A 17,334-nucleotide genomic window follows, 5' to 3' on the forward strand; every position below is an offset into this window, starting at 1 on the left:
GCCGCAAGCATAAGCTCAGCGCGGCTGCTCGCCCTCGACCGCCGGTTCGCGGCTCGGCCACAGGGCCTTGTGCGCCAGATGGTAGGCCAGCAGATGGGGCGGCATGCGCAGCCAGTGGGAGCGCACATAGAGCAGGCGCTGGCACCAGGGCGTGGCCCAGTCGGCGGCGCTGGAGTGCTTGGGTGCCAGCATGCGGCGATAGACGAAGTCCAGCACCTTCTGCCCCGGCCGGCGGCTGTGCGCGGCGCCGATCGCGTCCAGTGTCGCGCGCGGTACCGGCGTGGCCAGGATCTCGCTGGCGTAGCGCAATGCCAGGCGCAGCGGCAGGCTCAGCTGCAGTTGCTCGGCGCGCTCGACCAGGGTGGGCCAGAACGAGGGGTCGCTGCCGAAATGGCGCAGCAGCAGGTCGAGGTCGCTGAGGTCGCGCAGCAGATTGTCAGGTTCACCTTCGTGGAACAGATGGGTGGCGCTGTGCAGCACCATGTCGCAGGGGGACAGCGTGCATACGCCCGGCCAGCCGGGCAGTTCGACGCTGGCGGCCAGCAGGGCGGCCGGGTCGGGGTGCAGGCGCGAGGTCGGCGGCAGGATGCTGTGGTGCACATCCAGCGCTGTGCCGCGCCGCATATGCTCCATCGCCGGCAACTCGTGCATCCATTGCCGGTAATAGCGCTGGTCGTAGTCGTCCAGCGGGCTGCCCACCCAGCCCTGCAGCATCAGCGCGGATTCGACCTCCTGCAGCCGCGCCTTGGGTACCAGGATGTCCAGATCGGCGAACACACGGCCGCGCTCGGCCGGCAGCCCGGACACCACATAGGCGGCGCCTTTCAGCAATATCAGCGGCAGGCCCAGGCCGGCCAAGGTGTCGCGCAGCAGCCGGGCTTCGTGGCGTACCGACAGATGCTGGCGCTCGGCCATGGTGGCGGCTGACAGCATGTGATGCCGAGCGCGTTCCAGCGCCGGTGCCAGCAATTGCCGCTGCGCCAGTTCGTGGTGCAGGCGGCCGAGCAGATTCGCGTGACGGGCCTGGCGGATCAGCAGGTCCCAAGCGGCTTCGTCGAGCTGCAAGGTGGCCTGCGGATTGCGCAGGATGTCTATCAGCAACGCCACCTCAGCTCCCGGTCGCCGCCAGGGCGTCGAAGGTGGCGATGGCCTCGTTCAGGTCGCTGTACTCGAAGCGGTAGTGCCGGCAGCGGTCGACCAGGGCGCCGACCGCCTGGAAGCCGGCCGCACCGAGGATGTGATAGTTCATCGCGTTGTCGGCCAGCTGCATGAAGGCGGCGCCGCTGGCCATAGGCGTCAGCGCCGTGGCGGCGCCGGCCCGGTAGCTCGGCAGCACCATCCAGCATGGGCGGGCCGGCTCGGCCGCTTCGGTCACGCTGTCGGCCGGTGGTGCCATCAGCGCGACCGTGCCCTTGGTAGTGTCGTGCACCGGGGCGCTCAGAAAGGCCTCCGGCGCGAAGCTGCGGATCACGTCGATCGATTGATTCTTCAGGTTGACCGGACGTGCCAGCGCCTGCAGCTGGCCGGTGTCAAGTCGGATCAGGGTCAGCTCGTCGGACAGCAGGCGCCAGCCGCGGTTGACCAGTGCGGCACACAGGGTGCTCTTGCCGGAGCCGGGTGGGGCGGGCAGGATCAGCGCGCGGCCATTCTTGGCCACCGAGGCCGCGTGCAGCACCAGCAGGTGATGGCTGTAGGCCGTGATGCACCAGTTCATGCCCCACTCGATCATCGGCAGGGCCTGAGCCTGGGGCAGTGGGGTGAAGGGCGTGACCTCATCGACCGAGAACCAGGCCTGCGGGCGTATCCAGCGCCGCAGGCCGCGGCCGGAAGCGACCTTGACATGAAAGTCAACAAAGGTGCCATCGCTGACCAAAGGGTGACGGGCATACAGACGATGCAGTACCGGGGCCAGGCCCGGGATGTCGCTGCGCAGGCTGCAGTTGAAGGGGCCTGTGGCCAGGCGCAGTCCCGGCCCGGCGAGCGCCTGCTGAAGCGCTCGCGGCGTGAGTTGATCGATTAGCAAGACTGCGGACCGTACCGGTCAATCAGACCGGCATCGGCCAGTTCCGTCAGGGTGCCGAGCACCGCCTCGGCGCATTGCTCCGGAGATGCGTCGGCTTCTTCGGCCTGCAAGCTGCAAATCAGCGCGACCGTGCTGATCGGAGCCGTCTGGCGTTCGAGGGTGTCGAGGATGAAAAAGGCCAGATGCGATAGCAATTGGGTCTGGCCGGTCCAGGGCTCATAGATCAGCAAGCCGTCTTCGGCCTCTTTGCGCAGCAACCTCGCCGTGGTTGCCGTCTTGATCCAGAGGCCGGACTCCGTAGCGCAGGTCAAGGTGCTGCCGACCCGACTCAGGTCTTGTTGTTTGTCAGGTACTTCAGGTAGTTGACGACCTCGGTGCTGTACCAACGCAGTTGGTGCGAAGACACCGGTTGATAGCCAGCGGAGGTGGCAATGGCCTGGTTCCACATATCGCGGACCATGTCCCACCGCGGGACCCCGGGGCCGCCGACGGCCAGGGCTTCCAGATAAACGGCCGCAGCCATCGCTTGCACATCGTTGTCGCCCTTGGCCAGGGCGGCTGCGAAGGTCACGGTCAGATCGGCTTCGTTGCGTTTGGCGAAATGCTCGGTAAAGAGGGTGGACGACAGGATTTGTGTACCGTTGTACTTATAGATGCTGACGTTGTTGACCTTCTTCACATAGGTCTTGTTGCCGGCCCACACGCTGGGCTTCTTGCCCGGGTCCAGGCAGACCTTGCTACCAGTGCGGCTCAGATTGCCCGACACGGAGAAGCCCGAGGGCTTCTTGCAGTTGCAGGCCAGCACCGGCGAGCTCTTCAGCGCCAGCAGGGCCGGCGCGCCGATCAGACCGCCACGCAGCAGGCGACGGCGGCCCGACAGGGCTGCGCTCGCTTGGCCGGGCGCTCCGTGCGCCGCATACGGCGCCTGAGTCTTGTCGTCGGAGTTGTCCACTTGATTGCCTCTGCTGTGTTGCCGGCGAAGTATGCCCTTGAGCTCACCACCGCCTTGTGCTTGCCTGTAAGCAGGATCCACGCCACTTAAGGCGGGCTGCGGTAAGCCCTTGTATCTAAAGAGAGTTTCTTGCAAGCCCGGAGGTGTGCCCAGCCCTCAAATCGGGGGTGTGTCAAGTATTCCGACAGTTTATGGCGGGAATGTGAGCGCCAGTGGCGCGGGGCGGCCGAAATGATAGCCCTGTGCCAAGCCACAGCCCAGCTCCCGCAAGCGCATGGCCTCGGCCTCGGTTTCCACCCCCTCGGCCACAGCCGTCACACCCAGGCCCTCGGCCATGCGCAGCACGGCGGTCACGATGGCCATGTCCTGGGCGGATTTGGACAGATTGCGGATGAAGCTCTGGTCGATCTTCAGGCAGTCGAAGGGCAGGCGCTGCAGATAGGCCAGCGAGGAATAGCCGGTGCCGAAGTCGTCGATCGCGATCTTCACGCCCAGCGCGCGGATCTGGCGCAGCCGCTCCTCGGTGACGCTGTCCTGGCCGATCAGCAGCGACTCGGTGATCTCCAGGGTCAGGTGACGGGCCGGCAGGCCGTTGTCGCGCAAGGCCTGTTCCAGCGTGATCGCGAAATCGGACTGGATCAGCTGGCGCACCGAGACATTGACATGCAGCTCGAAGTCGCTGGCCAGGCGCGGCAGCAGGCCGGCAATGTCCCGCATCGCCTGGCGCAGCACCCAGTCGCCCAGTGCCAGGATCAGATCCGACTCCTCGGCCACCGGGATGAACACCCCCGGCGAGACCAGGCCCCGCTCGGGGCTTTGCCAGCGCAGCAAGGCCTCGACGCCATGGACGGCGCCGCTGGCCAGCTCGACCACCGGCTGGTAGTAGACCCGCAGCTCTTGTTTCTCCAGCGCATGGCGCAGCTCGGTGGCCAGGCGGGCCTTCTGCACCGACTGCTCCATCATCGCCAGCTCATAGACCACGCAATGGCCACGGCCACGGCGTTTGGCCTCGCCCAGGGCGATGCTGGCGTTGCGCAGCCAGTCGCCCAGGGCCTCGCCGGGCAGCAGTCCGCCGACCGCGCCGACCGAGGCGCTCATCAAGACCTCGTCCTCGCCCGAGGTGAAGGGCAGCGCGAACAGGGCCAGCACCTGGGCGCCCAGCGCGGCCGCCTGCTGCTCGGCCTGCTGAACGCCCAGGTGCAGCACGGCAAACTCGTCGCCGCCGATGCGGGCCAGCAGCAGCGGCCCGGGCAGCTGCGCGCGCAGGCGTTGCGCCATCACCTGCAGCAGCCGGTCGCCGGTGGCGTGGCCGACGCTGTCATTGATGGCGCGGAACGAGTCCAGCGCGATCAGGGTCAGCACCGCCGGCCGGGGCTGCGGCCAGTCGGCCTGCTCCAGCAGGCCGCGGCGCGTCAGCAGCTGGGTCAGCTCGTCATAGATCAGCTGCTCGCGCATGCGCGCGAACGAGCTCTGCAGACGCTCCGCCATCTCGTTGAAGGCCCGCACCAGCAGCGCGGTCTCGCGCAAGGCGCTGCCCTGCTCGATGGCGTTGCGCCCGCCCTCATGGCTGAGCCAGCGGCCGCGCGCCAGCAGATTGGCGGCCGCCGCCGTTTCCAGGATGGGCCGGGTGATGCGTCCGATGCCCCACAGCCCCAGCAGGATGGCCAGCACGGCGATGCCGGCCATCATCAGCATGCTGCGGGTCTGGGCCGTCCGGATTTCGCCCAGCAGGGCCGCCTCGGGCACCAGGGCCACCACCCGCCAGTCCAGGCCGCGGGTGTCGGAGTAAGGCGTGACGCGGCAGAAATACAGCTCGCCCTCGTGCCGGATCGTGAAGCCGGCGCCGCTTTCGGTCGGCGCGGCGTCGATCTGGGCGGCCACCGCGCGTATCAGCGGGTTGGCGCTCTCGCGCATCAGCAATCGGGTGCCGCTGCCGGACTCGGCGAGCACCGAGCCCGGCTCGGAGTGGGCCACCAGGCGGCCGTCGAGCTCGGTGATGAAGATGATGCCGCTGCCGCGCAGCGGCTCGTCGCGCAGAAAGCGGTTCAGCCCGTCGAGCTTGACATCGGCCGCCGCCACGCCCAGCCACTCGCCGTTACGCAGCACCGGCGAGATCGCCGAGATCGCGACCTCGGCGCGCTCGTCCTTGTTGATGTAGATCGAGGACCAGCCGGGCCGGCCGCTCAGCGCGACCGGCCGGTACCAGGGCCGGCCACGCGGGTCGTAGCCCGGGAACTCGGCCACCACCGTGCCGGGACGGTCGCCCTGGTAGATGCGCAGGCTGTCCGCGGTCGCACTGTCCTTGAGCATCAGGGTGAAGTCGCCGCCGGTTTCGCGCCGCAGCCCGGCGTAGTCACCGGCCTGGCTGCCGAAGCTGAGCACGCTGAGCTGCTGCTGATCGGCGAACAGCTCGCCGTAGACGCCGCGCAGATAGCGCTGGACCGGGCCCATATCGCCGGGTCTGTAGAGATCGTGCCGCGCGATCGCGTCGGCCACCATGAGCTGGGTGCGAAAGGGTTCGTCCAGGAACAGCGCCAGGCGGTTGCGCGAGCTGGCCGTCAGCGAATCCAGCAGGCGGCTGCTCTCCTGATGGATCAGCCGCTCGATCTGACGCTGCTGGGTCAGCGTCTGCAAGGCCACCGTGCCGGCAAACAGCAGCACAAAGGGCACGGCGATCGCGGTGCGCAATGTGGGGCGGGGGGTCAGGAAACGCATCGGCGGGCTTATCCGGGCCGGTGCCCGGCGCCGCGCGGGGCACTGGGGGTGGTTTTCCCGCCTGCTCAGAGCTGGGGTGCCTTGAAGCTGTCGCAGGCACCGAGCTCGCCGGCCTCCAGTCCGCGCTTGAACCAGCGCACGCGCTGGGCACTGCTGCCGTGGGTGAAGCTCTCCGGCACCACGGTGCCCTGGGACTGGCGCTGCAAGGTGTCGTCGCCGATCTTGGAGGCGGCGTTCAGGCCCTCCTCGATATCGCCGGCCTCCAGCCAGGCCGCACCGCGCTGCGAATGGTGGGCCCAGACCCCGGCCAGGCAGTCGGCCTGCAACTCCAGCCGCACACTCAGCGCGTTGTACTCGCGCTGCGAGACCCGGCCGCGGGCCTGGTCCAGCTTGGCCGAGATGCCCAGGATGTTCTGCAGATGGTGGCCGACCTCATGGGCGATCACATAGGCCTGGGCAAAGTCGCCGGGCGCGCCCAGGCGCTCGCGCAAGGTGGTGTTGAAGCTCAGGTCGATATAGACCTTGTGGTCGCCGGGGCAGTAGAACGGCCCCATCGCCGCCTCGCCGACGCCGCAGGCGGTCTCGCTGCGGCCGCTGAACAGCACCAGCTTGGGGGGCTCGTAGCGCTGCTGGCGTTCGGCGAAGTATTTGCCCCAGACATCTTCGGTGTCGGCCAGCACCACGGCGACAAAGCGGCCGGCCGGGTCTTGCGGCTTGGCCGCCGGCACCTCGCTGCGGCTCTCGGCCGGCTGCGGCAGGCCCGCGCCACCGCCGTCCAGCAGTCCCAGCACCGTCATCGGGTTGATGCCGAAGGCCCAGGACGCCAGCAGCGCGATCACGATGCCGCCCAGGCCCAGCCCGCGCCCGCCGCCCAGGCGGCGTGGACCGGGGCTGGCGCCGCGCTGGTCTTCCACGTTGTCGCTTTCGCGCCGACCGTCCCATTTCATAGTGCGCCCTCAGGTTTGCTGCCGTGGCTGCCGATGTTACGGTCTGGACACTGGAAAAAAGGAAATGAATGAGCGCAGGCCAAGCGCCCGACTCCTTGGCTGAGGTCTTGCTGAGTTTGCAGCAGGACAGTCAGCTGCTGCTCGCGCTGTTCGATGAGCGCGATGTGCTGCGCCATGCCAACACGGCCTTCCGCCATGCCTACAAGGCCGAGCCGGACGGGCGTCTGGTCTGGGCCGAGATCATGCGGGCCAACCATGCGCTGAGCCAGGGCGCCATCATCGAGGCCGACGATATCGAGGCCTGGCTGGCCTCGGCGGCGACGCGGCGTGGCAAGCTGCCCTGGCGCGCCTTCGAGGTCGATCTCTGGGACGGACGCTGGGTCTGGGCCACCGAAACCGTCCATGCCAATGGCTGGCTGCTGTTCGTGGCCAGCGACATCACCGGGCTCAAGCAGGAGAGCCGGGCCCTGCGCCAGGCCCATGTGAAGGCCTTGCGCGCTTCGCAGACCGATGCGCTGACGGGGCTGAGCAACCGCCGCCACAGCCTGCAGCAGCTGCAGCAGCTGCTGACGCAGAGCGAATCCTGGCCGCTGTGCGCGGTGATGCTGGACCTCGACAATTTCAAGCGCATCAATGACGAGCTGGGCCACGCAGCCGGCGATCTGGTGATCCGCGACTTTGCCCGCCAGCTGCAGGCCAGCATCCGCCGCGAGGACGGCTGCGGCCGGCTCGGCGGCGAGGAATTCGTGCTGATGCTGCCGAACGCCGGCCGCGGGCAGGCGGCCGCTATCGTCGAGCGCCTGCTGGCCCGGGTGCGGCAGGCGCGGCCGCTGCCGGCCGAGCGCGGCTACACCTGCTCGGCCGGTCTGGCCGAAGCGCAATGGGGCGAGACCGCCGAGGCCTTGCTGGAGCGTGCCGATGCGGCGCTGTACCGGGCCAAGGCGGCCGGGCGCGACCGCATGGAATTGGCCGACTAAAGCTGCTCGCGCAGCCAGGCCTCGGCATCGCCGAGACGCTCGAAGGCGGCGAAGCGGCGCCCGTGGCGGGCATAGATCTTGGCAAAGATCGGCAGCATCAGGTCGCGGCCCTCGACCTCGGGGGCGACCACATAGGCCACCGCCAAGGGGGCGGTCTTGGCCTGGCTCATGGCCTGCAGGAACTCCTCGAAGCAGGCCAGCGCGTCGGGCGAGGCCATCAGGCTTTGATGCATCACCAGGATGTCGCCGAAGCGGCCGCCGATCGGCACGCTGGCAAACAGATCGCGCATCGCCAGCCCCATCGCCAGCACGCCTTCACGGTTGAAGGGGCCGCTGGCCTCCAGCCTGACGATAGAACCCTCGGCCCAGATGTCGACCTGGCCATGGGGTCGGAAGATGCCGGTGGCGAAGGCGGCGCTGGTGCGTTTGGACTGCTCGATGTTCACGGCCGGCATGGTAGCCGGCCCGGCTAGATGGCGTACCGGAGCGCGGCGAAAAAGTGACAGGCAGACCCGCCCATCACCAACAAATGCCATACAAGATGCGCATAGCGCACGCGGTGGTCGAGCAGGAAGACCAGGGCGCCGATGGTGTAGCACAGCGCGCCGGCCACCAGCCAGCAGATGCCGGCGGCCGGCATCTGCGGCAGCAGCGGCACCAGCGCGGCCAGCACCAGCCAACCCATCGCGACATACAGGCCGGTCGACCACAGCGGATGGCGCAGCCGGTCCATCAGCTTGGCCGCCACGCCCAGCGCGGCGCAGGCCCAGACGGTGCCGAACAGCGACCAGTCCCAAGGCCCCCGCAGCGCCCCGAGCGCAAAAGGCGTGTAGCTGCCGGCGATGAAGAGGTAGATGGCCGCGTGGTCGAGCCGGTTCACCCAGCTCTTGGCCCGACCCTCGGGCAGCGCATGGTAGAGCGCCGACACCAGGTAGAGCAGGATCATCGTGGCCGAAAACACACTGGCCGCGACGACCTTGCGCGCCGAGCCCTGCTGGGCGGCGAAGTATGTCAGTATCGGCAGCGCAGCCACGGCAAGCAAAAAGCCCAGACCATGACTGATGCAGTTGGCGAGCTCCTCGCCGAAGCTCTGGGCCCGCGCTTTGATCGGCTGTTCGTTCATCTCATTGTGGATGCTCGCCGCGAACCGATGGCACCTTGATGACAAGCCCGAGCCCTTTTCGTCGCGATGGCAAGCAGCGCCGGCGCTTGCTGCTGGGCCTGGGTCTGGCCGGCCTGCTCGGCGGTGCCCGGGCGCAGCAACGCCTCACCGTGCTGCTGGAGGAGTTCGCGCCCTATTCCTTCAGCGACGCCCGGGGGCAGGCGGCCGGCTATGCGGTGGAGCTGGCGCGCGAGCTGCTGGTGCGGGCGCGGATCGCGGGCGATTTCGAGTTCAGCTCCTGGCCCCGCGTCTCGCGCCGCGCCCAGCTGCAGGCCAATGTGCTGCTGCCGGCCATCGTGCGTCTGCCCGAGCGTGAGGCGCAGTTCCACTGGGTGGCTCAGATCTCGGTGCGCCAGGGCTGGCTCTATCGGCTGCGCTCGCGGCCCGATGTGCAGCCGCGTGATCTCGATGCGGCGAAGGCCTATCTGACCGCCGTGATCAAGGACGATGTGTCCGAGCATGAGTTGGTGACGCTGGGCTTCTCGGTCGGCCAGCACCTCGATCGCAGCGCCGATTACGGCATCATGCTGCGCAAATTCTTTGCCGGGCGCAGCCAACTGCTCGCGCTGAACCGGGTGCTGGCGCCGGAGCTGCTGCGCCGCCACGGCCACGACCCCCAGCTGATCGAGCCGCTGCTGAAGTTCTCAGAGTCGCGACCCTCGATGGCGTTGAGCCTGCCCAGCAGCGCGGCGCTGGCCCAGCGCCTGCGGCTGGCCTGGGACGGCATGCGCCGCGACGGCACGGTCGCGGCGCTAGCGGCACGCTATGGCATGCCATTGCCCGACTGAGGCGGCTTTTCCGGCCGCCTCAGGGCCGCCTCAGGGCAGGGACAGGGCCTGGCCGAGTGCCTCGGTGGCCTCCAGATTCAGGCGTAGCGACTGGCCGGCCTTGAGCTTGTCGCGGAAGCCGTAGAAGACCTTGCCGCCGCGTTCGACGAACAGGCGCTCGAAGCCCAGGCCGGCGGCCTGCGGCGGCAGCTTGGCCAGGCGCAGCACGCGGGCATCGCCCAGGGTCTCGATGCTGTAGCTGCCGCTGCCCAGCTTGTCGCAGTTGCGCGCATGGTCGTCGCTGGCGCGCAGCACGCAAGTCCAGTAGGTCGTGGTGTTGCCGGGGCCGAAGGAGACGCGCAGCCGGCGCAGCCCGCTGCGGTAGTAGCTGCTCGGTGCCGTGAAGGCGGCATCGCTGACATTGCCCAGGCTCAGCGAGGTGGCGCCCCAGGCCTCGTTGCGGCTGCCGTGTACGGCCGGGTTGGCGGTGTAGCTGCAGGGCGTGCCAGGCATCGCGGCGACCAGGCTCTCCAGATCGGTGGCCAGGCTGCGCAGGCTCTCGGCGGTGGCCGCCGTCCAGCCGTCGCAGCTGGCGCGTTCACCCTCGCGCAGGGCCTGGACATGGGTGTAGACACGGTCGGCGGCGGCCGTGCTGTAGGCATCGGGGTTGCTGAGCTGCCGGCTGTCCTGCGTGATCAGCACCGAGCCGGCCGGGAAGGGGGCGGCCAGCTCGGCGGCATAGCGCTGCGGGTCCGGACCCCAGCCGGCGAAGCTGCCTTGGTCATCGGTCGGTGGATGGGCGCGGATCTGCTTGACGATCTCGCCCATCGCGATGCCGGAAATATCGCGCAGCGTGCGCTTGTTGCCGGACTTGAAGGCCTTGCAGTACAGCGATTCGCTGCGTCCCTGGGCGTCCCAGGGCGTCGCCTGATGAAGATGCTCGGCCGGGCAGTCGAACCACTCGCTGCCGGTCCAGAACACCTGGTTGCGCAGCCAGTTCTTGCTGCCCTCGCCGAGGCGGTTGACGCCGAACTCCTGATGGCTTTTCAGCACGCCACCGACCGTGGTCCGGCTTTTGCGGTATTCGGTGTAGTGGCGCAGCCCCTGGGCATCGGGTGTGTTCTGCGCGGCGGTGGATTCGTAGGTACGGATGTAGTAGTTGCCGGGATCGCTGAAGCTGAACCAGCGCAGCGACAGGCCGGCCTTGGGCGCCGACGCTGCCTCCTCGGGGGCGCCGGGCGCCTTGCTCTGGGCGATCAGCGTGGCGAGATTGTTCTTGCTGAGACCGGCTGCCTGCGCCAGGTCCTTGGCGGCCGCCAGCATGGCGGCTGCGCGGGCCTCGGGCGTGGCGGCGCCCTGCAGCGCCGGGGCGATGGCCGCCCCCATCAGCTGGGGCAGCAGGGCAACCAGGCGCTTGTTGATCTCGGCCTCAATATCGGCCTTGCTAAGCGGCTGGCCAGCGCTGTCGGCGGCGCCGGCCGTGTCGCCGAGCTGCTGCTGCTTGGCCAGCACCAGCAGGCGGGCCAGATCGGCCGCCAGCTTGGCACCGGCATCGCTGCTCTGGCTGAAGTCGCCCAGCAGCGGGGTGTCGATGCTGAGCTGCTGCTGCAGCGACTGCTCGGCCGCCTCTGTGCTGCTGCCGCTGTTGGCGGCCTGGATCTGCACCAGAGTGCTCAGCGGCGAGACCACGCTGCCGGCATCGGCAGGTGCCGTCATCATGAAGGCGGTGGACACCGGGCCGTGGTCCTTGTCGATCGCGTCGGTGCCGATCTGGGCCAGCACCACATGGCGGCTCATCTCGGCGCTGGGCACCTTCAGCGTGACGCGGCCCTCGGCGTCGCTGCGGCCCTGCACCTCGTCGCTGTCGCAGCTGCTGTTGCCATTGGCATCCAGGCAGACCAGTGCGTGCTGGATCGGCCCGTCCAGCACGCGGATACTCATGTCGGTGGTCTGCGCCACGGCGGGTTCGGGATCGGAGTCGCTGCCGCCGCCGCAGGCCATCAGCGCGGCGGCGGCGATCAGGCCCGGGCTCAGGCTGCGGAGGCCGGGTGGCGAGGAGAAGCTGGGCTTGGACATGGGGAGCTCCCTTGGCGTGAGTGGACGATGGGGTGTGGGCTTGCGCCACGTCCAGACACTAGACAGCCGGGCCGGCGTTCTCGCCCCCTCGATAGGGGGCGACATCGAGCAGGCCTCATGAAAGCATGGGACGTATGAAACACGCTGCCGACATGGCCAAGCTGCGCACGCTCGCGGCGATGGGCCTGACCGCGGAGGTCTTCATCCCGGCGCTGCTGGAGCTGCTGCATGGTCTGATCCCGTCCGACCGCAATCTGTTCGACTGGACCGATGCGCGCGGGCGCTTGCTGCGCTACTACTTCGAGGGTGATGTCGACCACGAGATCAACCGCCACTACTTCGAGGCCTTTCACAACCGGCGCGAGGCCGAGGTGATGATGCCCTTCCACGAGGCGGTGACCAGCGGCGTCGTCGTGCACAGCGCCGAGCGTCTGGACAGGCCCGAGTTCTTCCGCTCGGCGCTCTACAACGAGATCTGGCGGCCGCAGCGCCTGCACACCCGGGCCGAGGCGGTGGTGCGCGGCGTCAGGGGCGAGCCGCTGGGCTCACTGGTGCTGTATCGCGGCCCCGGCGAGCGCAAGTTCAGTCGCGCCGAGGAGGGCTTGCTGGCGCGCATCGTGCCCTATGTCGCGCGCGGCCTGCAGGCCCCGACGGCCGAGCTCGGCGGCATAGCCTATGTGGCGCGCCGCGACCGGCGGGGCATTCTCTGCCTGGGCGCCGACGGTGAGTTGCTGCATCTCTCGCCCGAGGTCTTGAAGCTGCTGCTGCTCGCGCATGGCGGGGTCACGCCCGAGAGCGCCAGCGTCAGCCCCAGGCGCGAGCACTTCCCGACCCTGACGGCGCTGTGGGAGCAGCATCTGCGCAGCCCCGGGCTGAGTCGGCCGGGCAGCAGCGTGAGCGTCGAGAACGCCTGGGGGCGTTTTCTGTTCGAGAGCTGCCCGCTGCAGACCCTGGGCCTGGACCGGGCCCCGCTGCTGCACATCACGGTGCAGCATCACGAGCCGCAGGGGCTGGCGCTGCGCCGAGTGCTGGACGGCCTGGCGCTGACGCCGACGCAGAAAGACGTCTGCCTGCTGCTGCGCACCGGCCACTCGCAGCTGGAGATCGCCCGGCTGATGGAGGTGTCGCCGTCCACCGTGGCCGACCATGTCAAGAAGATCTATGCCCGCCTCGATGTGCATTCGGTGCACGAGCTGGCCGGGCTGATCCAGCGCCTGGTCGGCACGGCGTAGCGGCGCGCTATTCCTCTTCGCCCAGAAAGCCGCCGCTCTGGTGCGCCCATAGCCGGGCATAGAGGCCGCCCTGCGCCAGCAGCTCGGCATGGCTGCCTTGCTCGACGATCTCGCCGCCATCCATCACGATCAGCCGGTCCATCGCGGCGATGGTCGAAAGCCGGTGCGCGATCGCGACCACGGTCTTGCCCTGCATCAGCCGGTACAAGCTGGTTTGGATCGCCGCCTCGACCTCGGAATCGAGCGCGCTGGTAGCCTCATCGAGCAGGAGGATGGGTGCGTCCTTCAGCATCACGCGGGCGATCGCGACGCGCTGGCGCTGGCCACCACTGAGCTTGACGCCGCGCTCGCCGACATGGGCGTCATAGCCCTTGCGGCCCTTCGGGTCGCTGAGGCTCAGGATGAACTCATGGGCCTCGGCGCGCTCGGCGGCCGCGATCATCTGCGCATCGCTGGCCTCGGGCCTGCCATAGAGCAGGTTGTCGCGCACCGAGCGGTGCAGGAGGCTGGTGTCTTGCGTGACCATGCCGACCTGGGCGCGCAGGCTGTCCTGCGTGACGCCGGCGATGTCTTGGCCGTCGATCAGGATGCGGCCCTGCTCAATGTCATAGAGCCGCAGCAAGGTGTTGACCAGGGTCGACTTGCCGGCGCCCGAGCGGCCCACCAGGCCGATCTTCTCGCCCGGCTTGATGGTCAGGTCCAGGTTCTTCAGCACCGGTTTCGTGCCGCCGTAGGCAAAGCCGACCCGCTCGAAGCGGATCTCGCCACGGCTGACCTGCAGCGGTTTCGCATCGGCCCGGTCGCGCACGCTGACGCTCTTGGACAAGGTGCTGATGCCGTCCTGCACCGTGCCGATGTTCTCGAACAGCTCGGCCATCTCCCACATGATCCAGTGCGAGATGCCGTTCAGGCGCAGCGCCATCGCGGTGGCCGCCGCCACCGCGCCGACCCCGACCTGGCCCTGCATCCACAGCCACAAGGTGACGCCGGCGGTGCTGGCGATCAGCAGCATGCTCAGCACGTGGTTGATCACCTCGAAGCCGCTGATCAGGCGCATCTGGCGGTAGGCGGTGGCCAGGAACTCCTGCATCGCGCCGCGCGCGAACTGGGCCTCGTGCTGCGAGTGCGAGAACAGCTTGACGGTGCCGATATTCGTGTAGGCATCGGTGATGCGGCCGCTCATCAGGCTGCGCGCATCGGCCTGCTCGCTGGCGGCCTTGCCCAGGCGCGGCACGTAGTACCACAGCGCGATCAGGTACAGCAGCAGCCAGGCCAGGAAGGGCAGCAGCAGCACGGCGTCAAAGCCGCCGACCACGGCCATCATCGTGACGAAGTAGATCGTGATGAAGACCAGGATGTCGGTCACGATCAGCCAGCAGTCGCGCACCGCCAGCGCGGTCTGCATCAGCTTGGCCGAGACCCGGCCGGCGAACTCGTCCTGGTAGAAGGACAGGCTCTGGCCCAGCAGATGGCGGTGGAAGTTCCAGCGCAGCCGCATCGGGAAATTGCTCGACAGGCCCTGGTACTTGCTGATGGCCTGCAGCGCGATCAGTAGCGGGCTGCCCAGCAAGATGGCGGCCAGCAGCAGCAGGTTGGCCTTCTCCTGCTCCCACAGCTTCTCGGGCGGCACGGCGGCCAGCCAGTCGACCACCGAGCCCAGCATCGCGAACAGCAGCGCCTCGAAGGCGCCGAAGGCGGCGGTCAGCGCCGTCATGACTATGATCAGCGGCCGCATGCCCTGGGTGGCGGCCCAGACAAAGGGGAAGAAGCCGGCGGGCGGCTGCGGCGGTGGCGTCTGCGGATAGGGGTCGACGCGTTTTTCAAACCAGCTGAACAAGGGAGTACCTGCAGGGAGAGGAGTCAGCCGGCAAGCGTAGCGCAGCCCTGCTGCCAGGCGATGTCAGCAAGCGGCGAATGGCGGAAAGGGCCGCATGGGCGGCCCTTTCGGTGTGGGATCGGGCGTCGCGCCCCGGCTGCCTCAGCCCCGGCGGCGGCGCACCAGCGTGCCGACGGCCAGCAGGCCGCCCAGCATCAGCGCATAGCTGGCCGGCTCGGGCACGGCCGACTGGATGACGATGTTGTCGATGCCCACGTTGTAGGCGGTGTTGCGCCACTCGATGCGCAGACCGCTGGCCGAGCTCAGGTCGACATTGAAGGTCGTGGCGCTGGGCTCGGCGCCGACATTGCCGGCGTAGCTGAACAGCAGCTCGTTGCTACCGAGATCGTAGATCGCGACATTGCTGCTGCGCGTGGCGTGCGAGAACGCGCCGAGGTCGAAGCTGCTCAGTCGGATGCCGTTGCCGCCCTGTGCTGCCAGATCGATGCGGGCATAGGAGCCCGGGCCGTCGCCGCCATCGGCCCACAGCACGCCATAGAGATTGTTGTAGTCAGAAGCCCACCAGCGCAGCGAGGACGCGCCGGTCTGCAAGGGCTGGCTGTAGCTGACGTCGACCAGGCCGGCCACATCGCCATAGCTCTGGTTGATCCAGCCGCTGTTGCCGCAGGCGATCAGCGAGCCGGTGCCGGCCGCGTTGCCGGCGCAGATCTGCGGCGTCGCCCCGGCACTGCCGAAATCTATGGTGTGAGCCTGGGCTGCGGTGCCCAGGATCAGGGCACTGGCCAGCATCAATCGCTTCATCGGACTACTCCTCCTGTTTTGTGCAGGCGCGATGCTGGCCGGGATTGCCGGCGCAGGCAAGACCTGGCCCCTTGTTTCGGGGGGCTCCGGCCGGTGCTTGGTCAGCGCGGCAGCGGCAGCGGCTTGCCCTGCGACTGCGCCGGTGCCGGCACCTGCAGGATGGCGGCCAGCGTCGGGGCGATATCGGCCACCTCGACGCGCTGCTTGACCTCGCCGCGGCCCACCCAGGCCGGACCCCAGGCGAGGATGGGCACATGGGTGTCGTACTCATAAGGCGTGCCGTGCGAGCTGCCACCGCCGCGCGAGCTGTAGAGCCAGCCTGGCTTGACGATGATCTGCAGCGGCGCGGCCACGTCCGGGTGCCAGGACTTGCGCATCGCTTCCAGATACGGGGTCTTGCTGTCCGAGCCCTGCATCTGCTCGAGCGTGAAGACATCGGCAATGCCGTCCACCTGCAGCAGCAGCTTCTTGGCTGTGGCATAGACATCGGCCGACTTCAGGCCGCGTGCCTTGATCGCCTTCTCGTCAAACAAGACGCCAGCGGCCGAGTAGCCGCGTGCCAGCTTGGGCTCACCGAACTGTTTGGCCAGCTCGGCGTTGAGCCAGCCCAGGGTCAACGCCGGGTTGATGCGCTCGGCATCCTTGCCCTGGCTCTTGGCCCACTCAGGCGTGTCGGCAAAGCCGTGGTCGGCGGTCAGCATCGAGACATAGTTGCCGGTGCCGACTTTGGCGTCCAGATACTGGAAGAAGGCTTGCAGATAGCGGTCCAGATGCAGCAGATGGTCGTGCGAGAGGCGCGACTCGGGGCCGAAGGCATGGTTGATGTAGTCGTGGCTGGACAGGCTGACCGACAGGATGTCGGTCTTGTCGTCGGCGCCCAGCTGTTCGCCCTCGATCGCGGCACGGGCGAAGGCCAGCGTGATCTCGTCGCCGAAGGGCGAGGGGATGATGTTGGCGTAGAACAGCGGACCGGGTTTCTCGTGCTTGTCGCCGATGACGGCGGGCAGCTGGTTGCCATTGCCGCCCGTGCTCTGCCAGGGCTGGCCATCGGGCACCGAGCGGGCATAGGCCGACTCGGGCAGCAAGGGCGCCCAGCTCTTCTTGAAGAAGGCGTCGGCCGGTTTGGCGGCGTTGAAGCCGTTGACCCAGGCCGGATGGGCGGCCATGTAATAGGTGCTGGAGGCGAACTGGCCGCTCTCGCTCATATACATATAGGCCTGGCCCTTGTGGCCGGCCGGCAGGATGGCGCCGCGGTCCTTGCCCGAGATGCCGATCACCTTGGACTCGGGCTGCAGGCCGCGCAGCACATCGCCGACCGTCTCGACCTTGTAGTTCTTCGGGCTGGTGCCGGCCAGCGGCGCGGTCTTGTGGCCGATGTACTGGTGGGCGCTGTCGCCGGTGCAGTAAACCGTCTCGCCGGTCTCGCGGTCGCGCCATTCATTGCCGATGATGCCGCTCTTCTGCGGATAGGCGCCCGACAGCATCACCGCATGGCCGGCCGCCGTGACCGTGTGGCCATGGCCGTAGTGGGCGTTGGCGAACCAGGCGCCGCGATCCAGGAAACGCTTGAAGCCATCGGGCTGCAGCTGGTCGCGGTAGCTCAACACCTGGCGTTGCGGCAGACCGTCGACCACCAGGAAGACGATCAGCTTGGGTTTGCTGGCGGCGGGCGCCACGCTCGCTGGGCCGCTGGCGCAGCCGGCCAGCAGAGCGGCGGCGCTCAGCAGCAAGGCGCGGCGGGTGTAGGGGGCTGTGCTCATGGACTGGCTCTTCGGGTGGGTCTGGACGAGGGGCGAGCTTAAGCTGCGCGACTCGCCGGGCTTGCCCGAGCGCCTCGGTGATTAC

The 17,334-nt window shown here is 68.4% G+C and carries 15 protein-coding genes; 3 read left to right on the forward strand and 12 right to left on the reverse strand.

The window, feature by feature from the left end:
• Positions 1 to 15: 15 nt before the first annotated feature.
• The 6 genes from PO768_RS10275 to ypfJ all read right to left on the reverse strand — a co-directional run bounded on the left by PO768_RS10275 (position 16) and on the right by ypfJ (position 6,637).
• Entirely contained in the window at positions 16 to 1,107 is a 1,092-nt protein-coding gene (locus PO768_RS10275) for a nucleotidyltransferase domain-containing protein (RefSeq protein WP_272645990.1), read from the reverse strand.
• Position 1,108: 1 nt separating this feature from the next.
• Positions 1,109 to 2,023, reverse strand: a complete 915-nt coding sequence (locus PO768_RS10280; protein WP_272645991.1) for an HprK-related kinase A — start codon at positions 2,021 to 2,023, stop codon at positions 1,109 to 1,111.
• The gene (locus PO768_RS10285; RefSeq protein ID WP_272645992.1) at positions 2,017 to 2,334 is read right to left on the reverse strand and encodes a PqqD family protein; all 318 of its coding nucleotides are present in this window, start codon (positions 2,332 to 2,334) and stop codon (positions 2,017 to 2,019) included. The genes PO768_RS10280 and PO768_RS10285 overlap by 7 nt, the downstream gene beginning before the upstream one ends.
• 17 nt (positions 2,335 to 2,351) lie before the next feature.
• On the reverse strand, positions 2,352 to 2,975 hold the full coding sequence (locus PO768_RS10290; protein ID WP_272645993.1) for a hypothetical protein: 624 nt from the start codon (positions 2,973 to 2,975) through the stop codon (positions 2,352 to 2,354).
• Positions 2,976 to 3,164: 189 nt separating this feature from the next.
• A complete protein-coding gene (locus tag PO768_RS10295) occupies positions 3,165 to 5,690 on the reverse strand; it encodes a bifunctional diguanylate cyclase/phosphodiesterase (protein WP_272645994.1) in 2,526 nt (841 codons plus the stop codon).
• A 65-nt stretch (positions 5,691 to 5,755) separates the two neighbouring features.
• Complete coding sequence (ypfJ, locus tag PO768_RS10300) at positions 5,756 to 6,637, reverse strand: KPN_02809 family neutral zinc metallopeptidase (protein ID WP_272645995.1); 882 nt, start codon at positions 6,635 to 6,637, stop codon at positions 5,756 to 5,758.
• Positions 6,638 to 6,705: 68 nt separating this feature from the next.
• Between ypfJ and PO768_RS10305 the strand changes: the two genes are divergently transcribed.
• Positions 6,706 to 7,614 carry a GGDEF domain-containing protein gene (locus PO768_RS10305; protein ID WP_262971840.1) on the forward strand — a complete coding sequence of 303 codons (909 nt, stop codon included), beginning with the start codon at positions 6,706 to 6,708 and terminating at the stop codon, positions 7,612 to 7,614.
• Here PO768_RS10305 and PO768_RS10310 read toward each other — a convergent pair.
• Entirely contained in the window at positions 7,611 to 8,060 is a 450-nt protein-coding gene (locus PO768_RS10310; RefSeq protein WP_171018336.1) for a hypothetical protein, read from the reverse strand. The genes PO768_RS10305 and PO768_RS10310 overlap by 4 nt on opposite strands.
• Before the next feature lie 23 nt (positions 8,061 to 8,083).
• Positions 8,084 to 8,737: a PAQR family membrane homeostasis protein TrhA gene (trhA, locus tag PO768_RS10315; RefSeq protein WP_272645996.1), complete on the reverse strand. Its 654-nt coding sequence runs from the start codon at positions 8,735 to 8,737 to the stop codon at positions 8,084 to 8,086.
• Positions 8,738 to 8,775: 38 nt separating this feature from the next.
• On the opposite strand from trhA, the gene PO768_RS10320 reads away from it, so the two are divergent.
• Complete coding sequence (locus tag PO768_RS10320) at positions 8,776 to 9,564, forward strand: substrate-binding periplasmic protein (protein WP_272645997.1); 789 nt, start codon at positions 8,776 to 8,778, stop codon at positions 9,562 to 9,564.
• Between the two features lie 30 nt (positions 9,565 to 9,594).
• On the opposite strand, the gene PO768_RS10325 is transcribed toward PO768_RS10320, so the two are convergent.
• Entirely contained in the window at positions 9,595 to 11,619 is a 2,025-nt protein-coding gene (locus tag PO768_RS10325; protein ID WP_272645998.1) for a hypothetical protein, read from the reverse strand.
• A gap of 134 nt (positions 11,620 to 11,753) precedes the next feature.
• Here PO768_RS10325 and PO768_RS10330 point away from each other — a divergent pair, with 134 nt between their 5' ends.
• Positions 11,754 to 12,851, forward strand: a complete 1,098-nt coding sequence (locus PO768_RS10330) for a helix-turn-helix transcriptional regulator (RefSeq protein WP_272645999.1) — start codon at positions 11,754 to 11,756, stop codon at positions 12,849 to 12,851.
• A gap of 7 nt (positions 12,852 to 12,858) precedes the next feature.
• Here PO768_RS10330 and PO768_RS10335 read toward each other — a convergent pair whose 3' ends face one another.
• The 3 genes from PO768_RS10335 to PO768_RS10345 form a co-directional block, all read right to left on the reverse strand.
• A complete protein-coding gene (locus PO768_RS10335) occupies positions 12,859 to 14,688 on the reverse strand; it encodes an ABC transporter ATP-binding protein (RefSeq protein ID WP_272646000.1) in 1,830 nt (609 codons plus the stop codon).
• Between the two features lie 141 nt (positions 14,689 to 14,829).
• Positions 14,830 to 15,489: a PEP-CTERM sorting domain-containing protein gene (locus PO768_RS10340; protein ID WP_272646001.1), complete on the reverse strand. Its 660-nt coding sequence runs from the start codon at positions 15,487 to 15,489 to the stop codon at positions 14,830 to 14,832.
• A gap of 101 nt (positions 15,490 to 15,590) precedes the next feature.
• A complete protein-coding gene (locus tag PO768_RS10345; RefSeq protein ID WP_272646002.1) occupies positions 15,591 to 17,249 on the reverse strand; it encodes an alkaline phosphatase family protein in 1,659 nt (552 codons plus the stop codon).
• Positions 17,250 to 17,334: the final 85 nt, after the last annotated feature.

Origin of the sequence: Paucibacter sp. XJ19-41, from assembly GCF_028462495.1 — a bacterium.
Lineage (GTDB): Bacteria > Pseudomonadota > Gammaproteobacteria > Burkholderiales > Burkholderiaceae_C > Roseateles_E.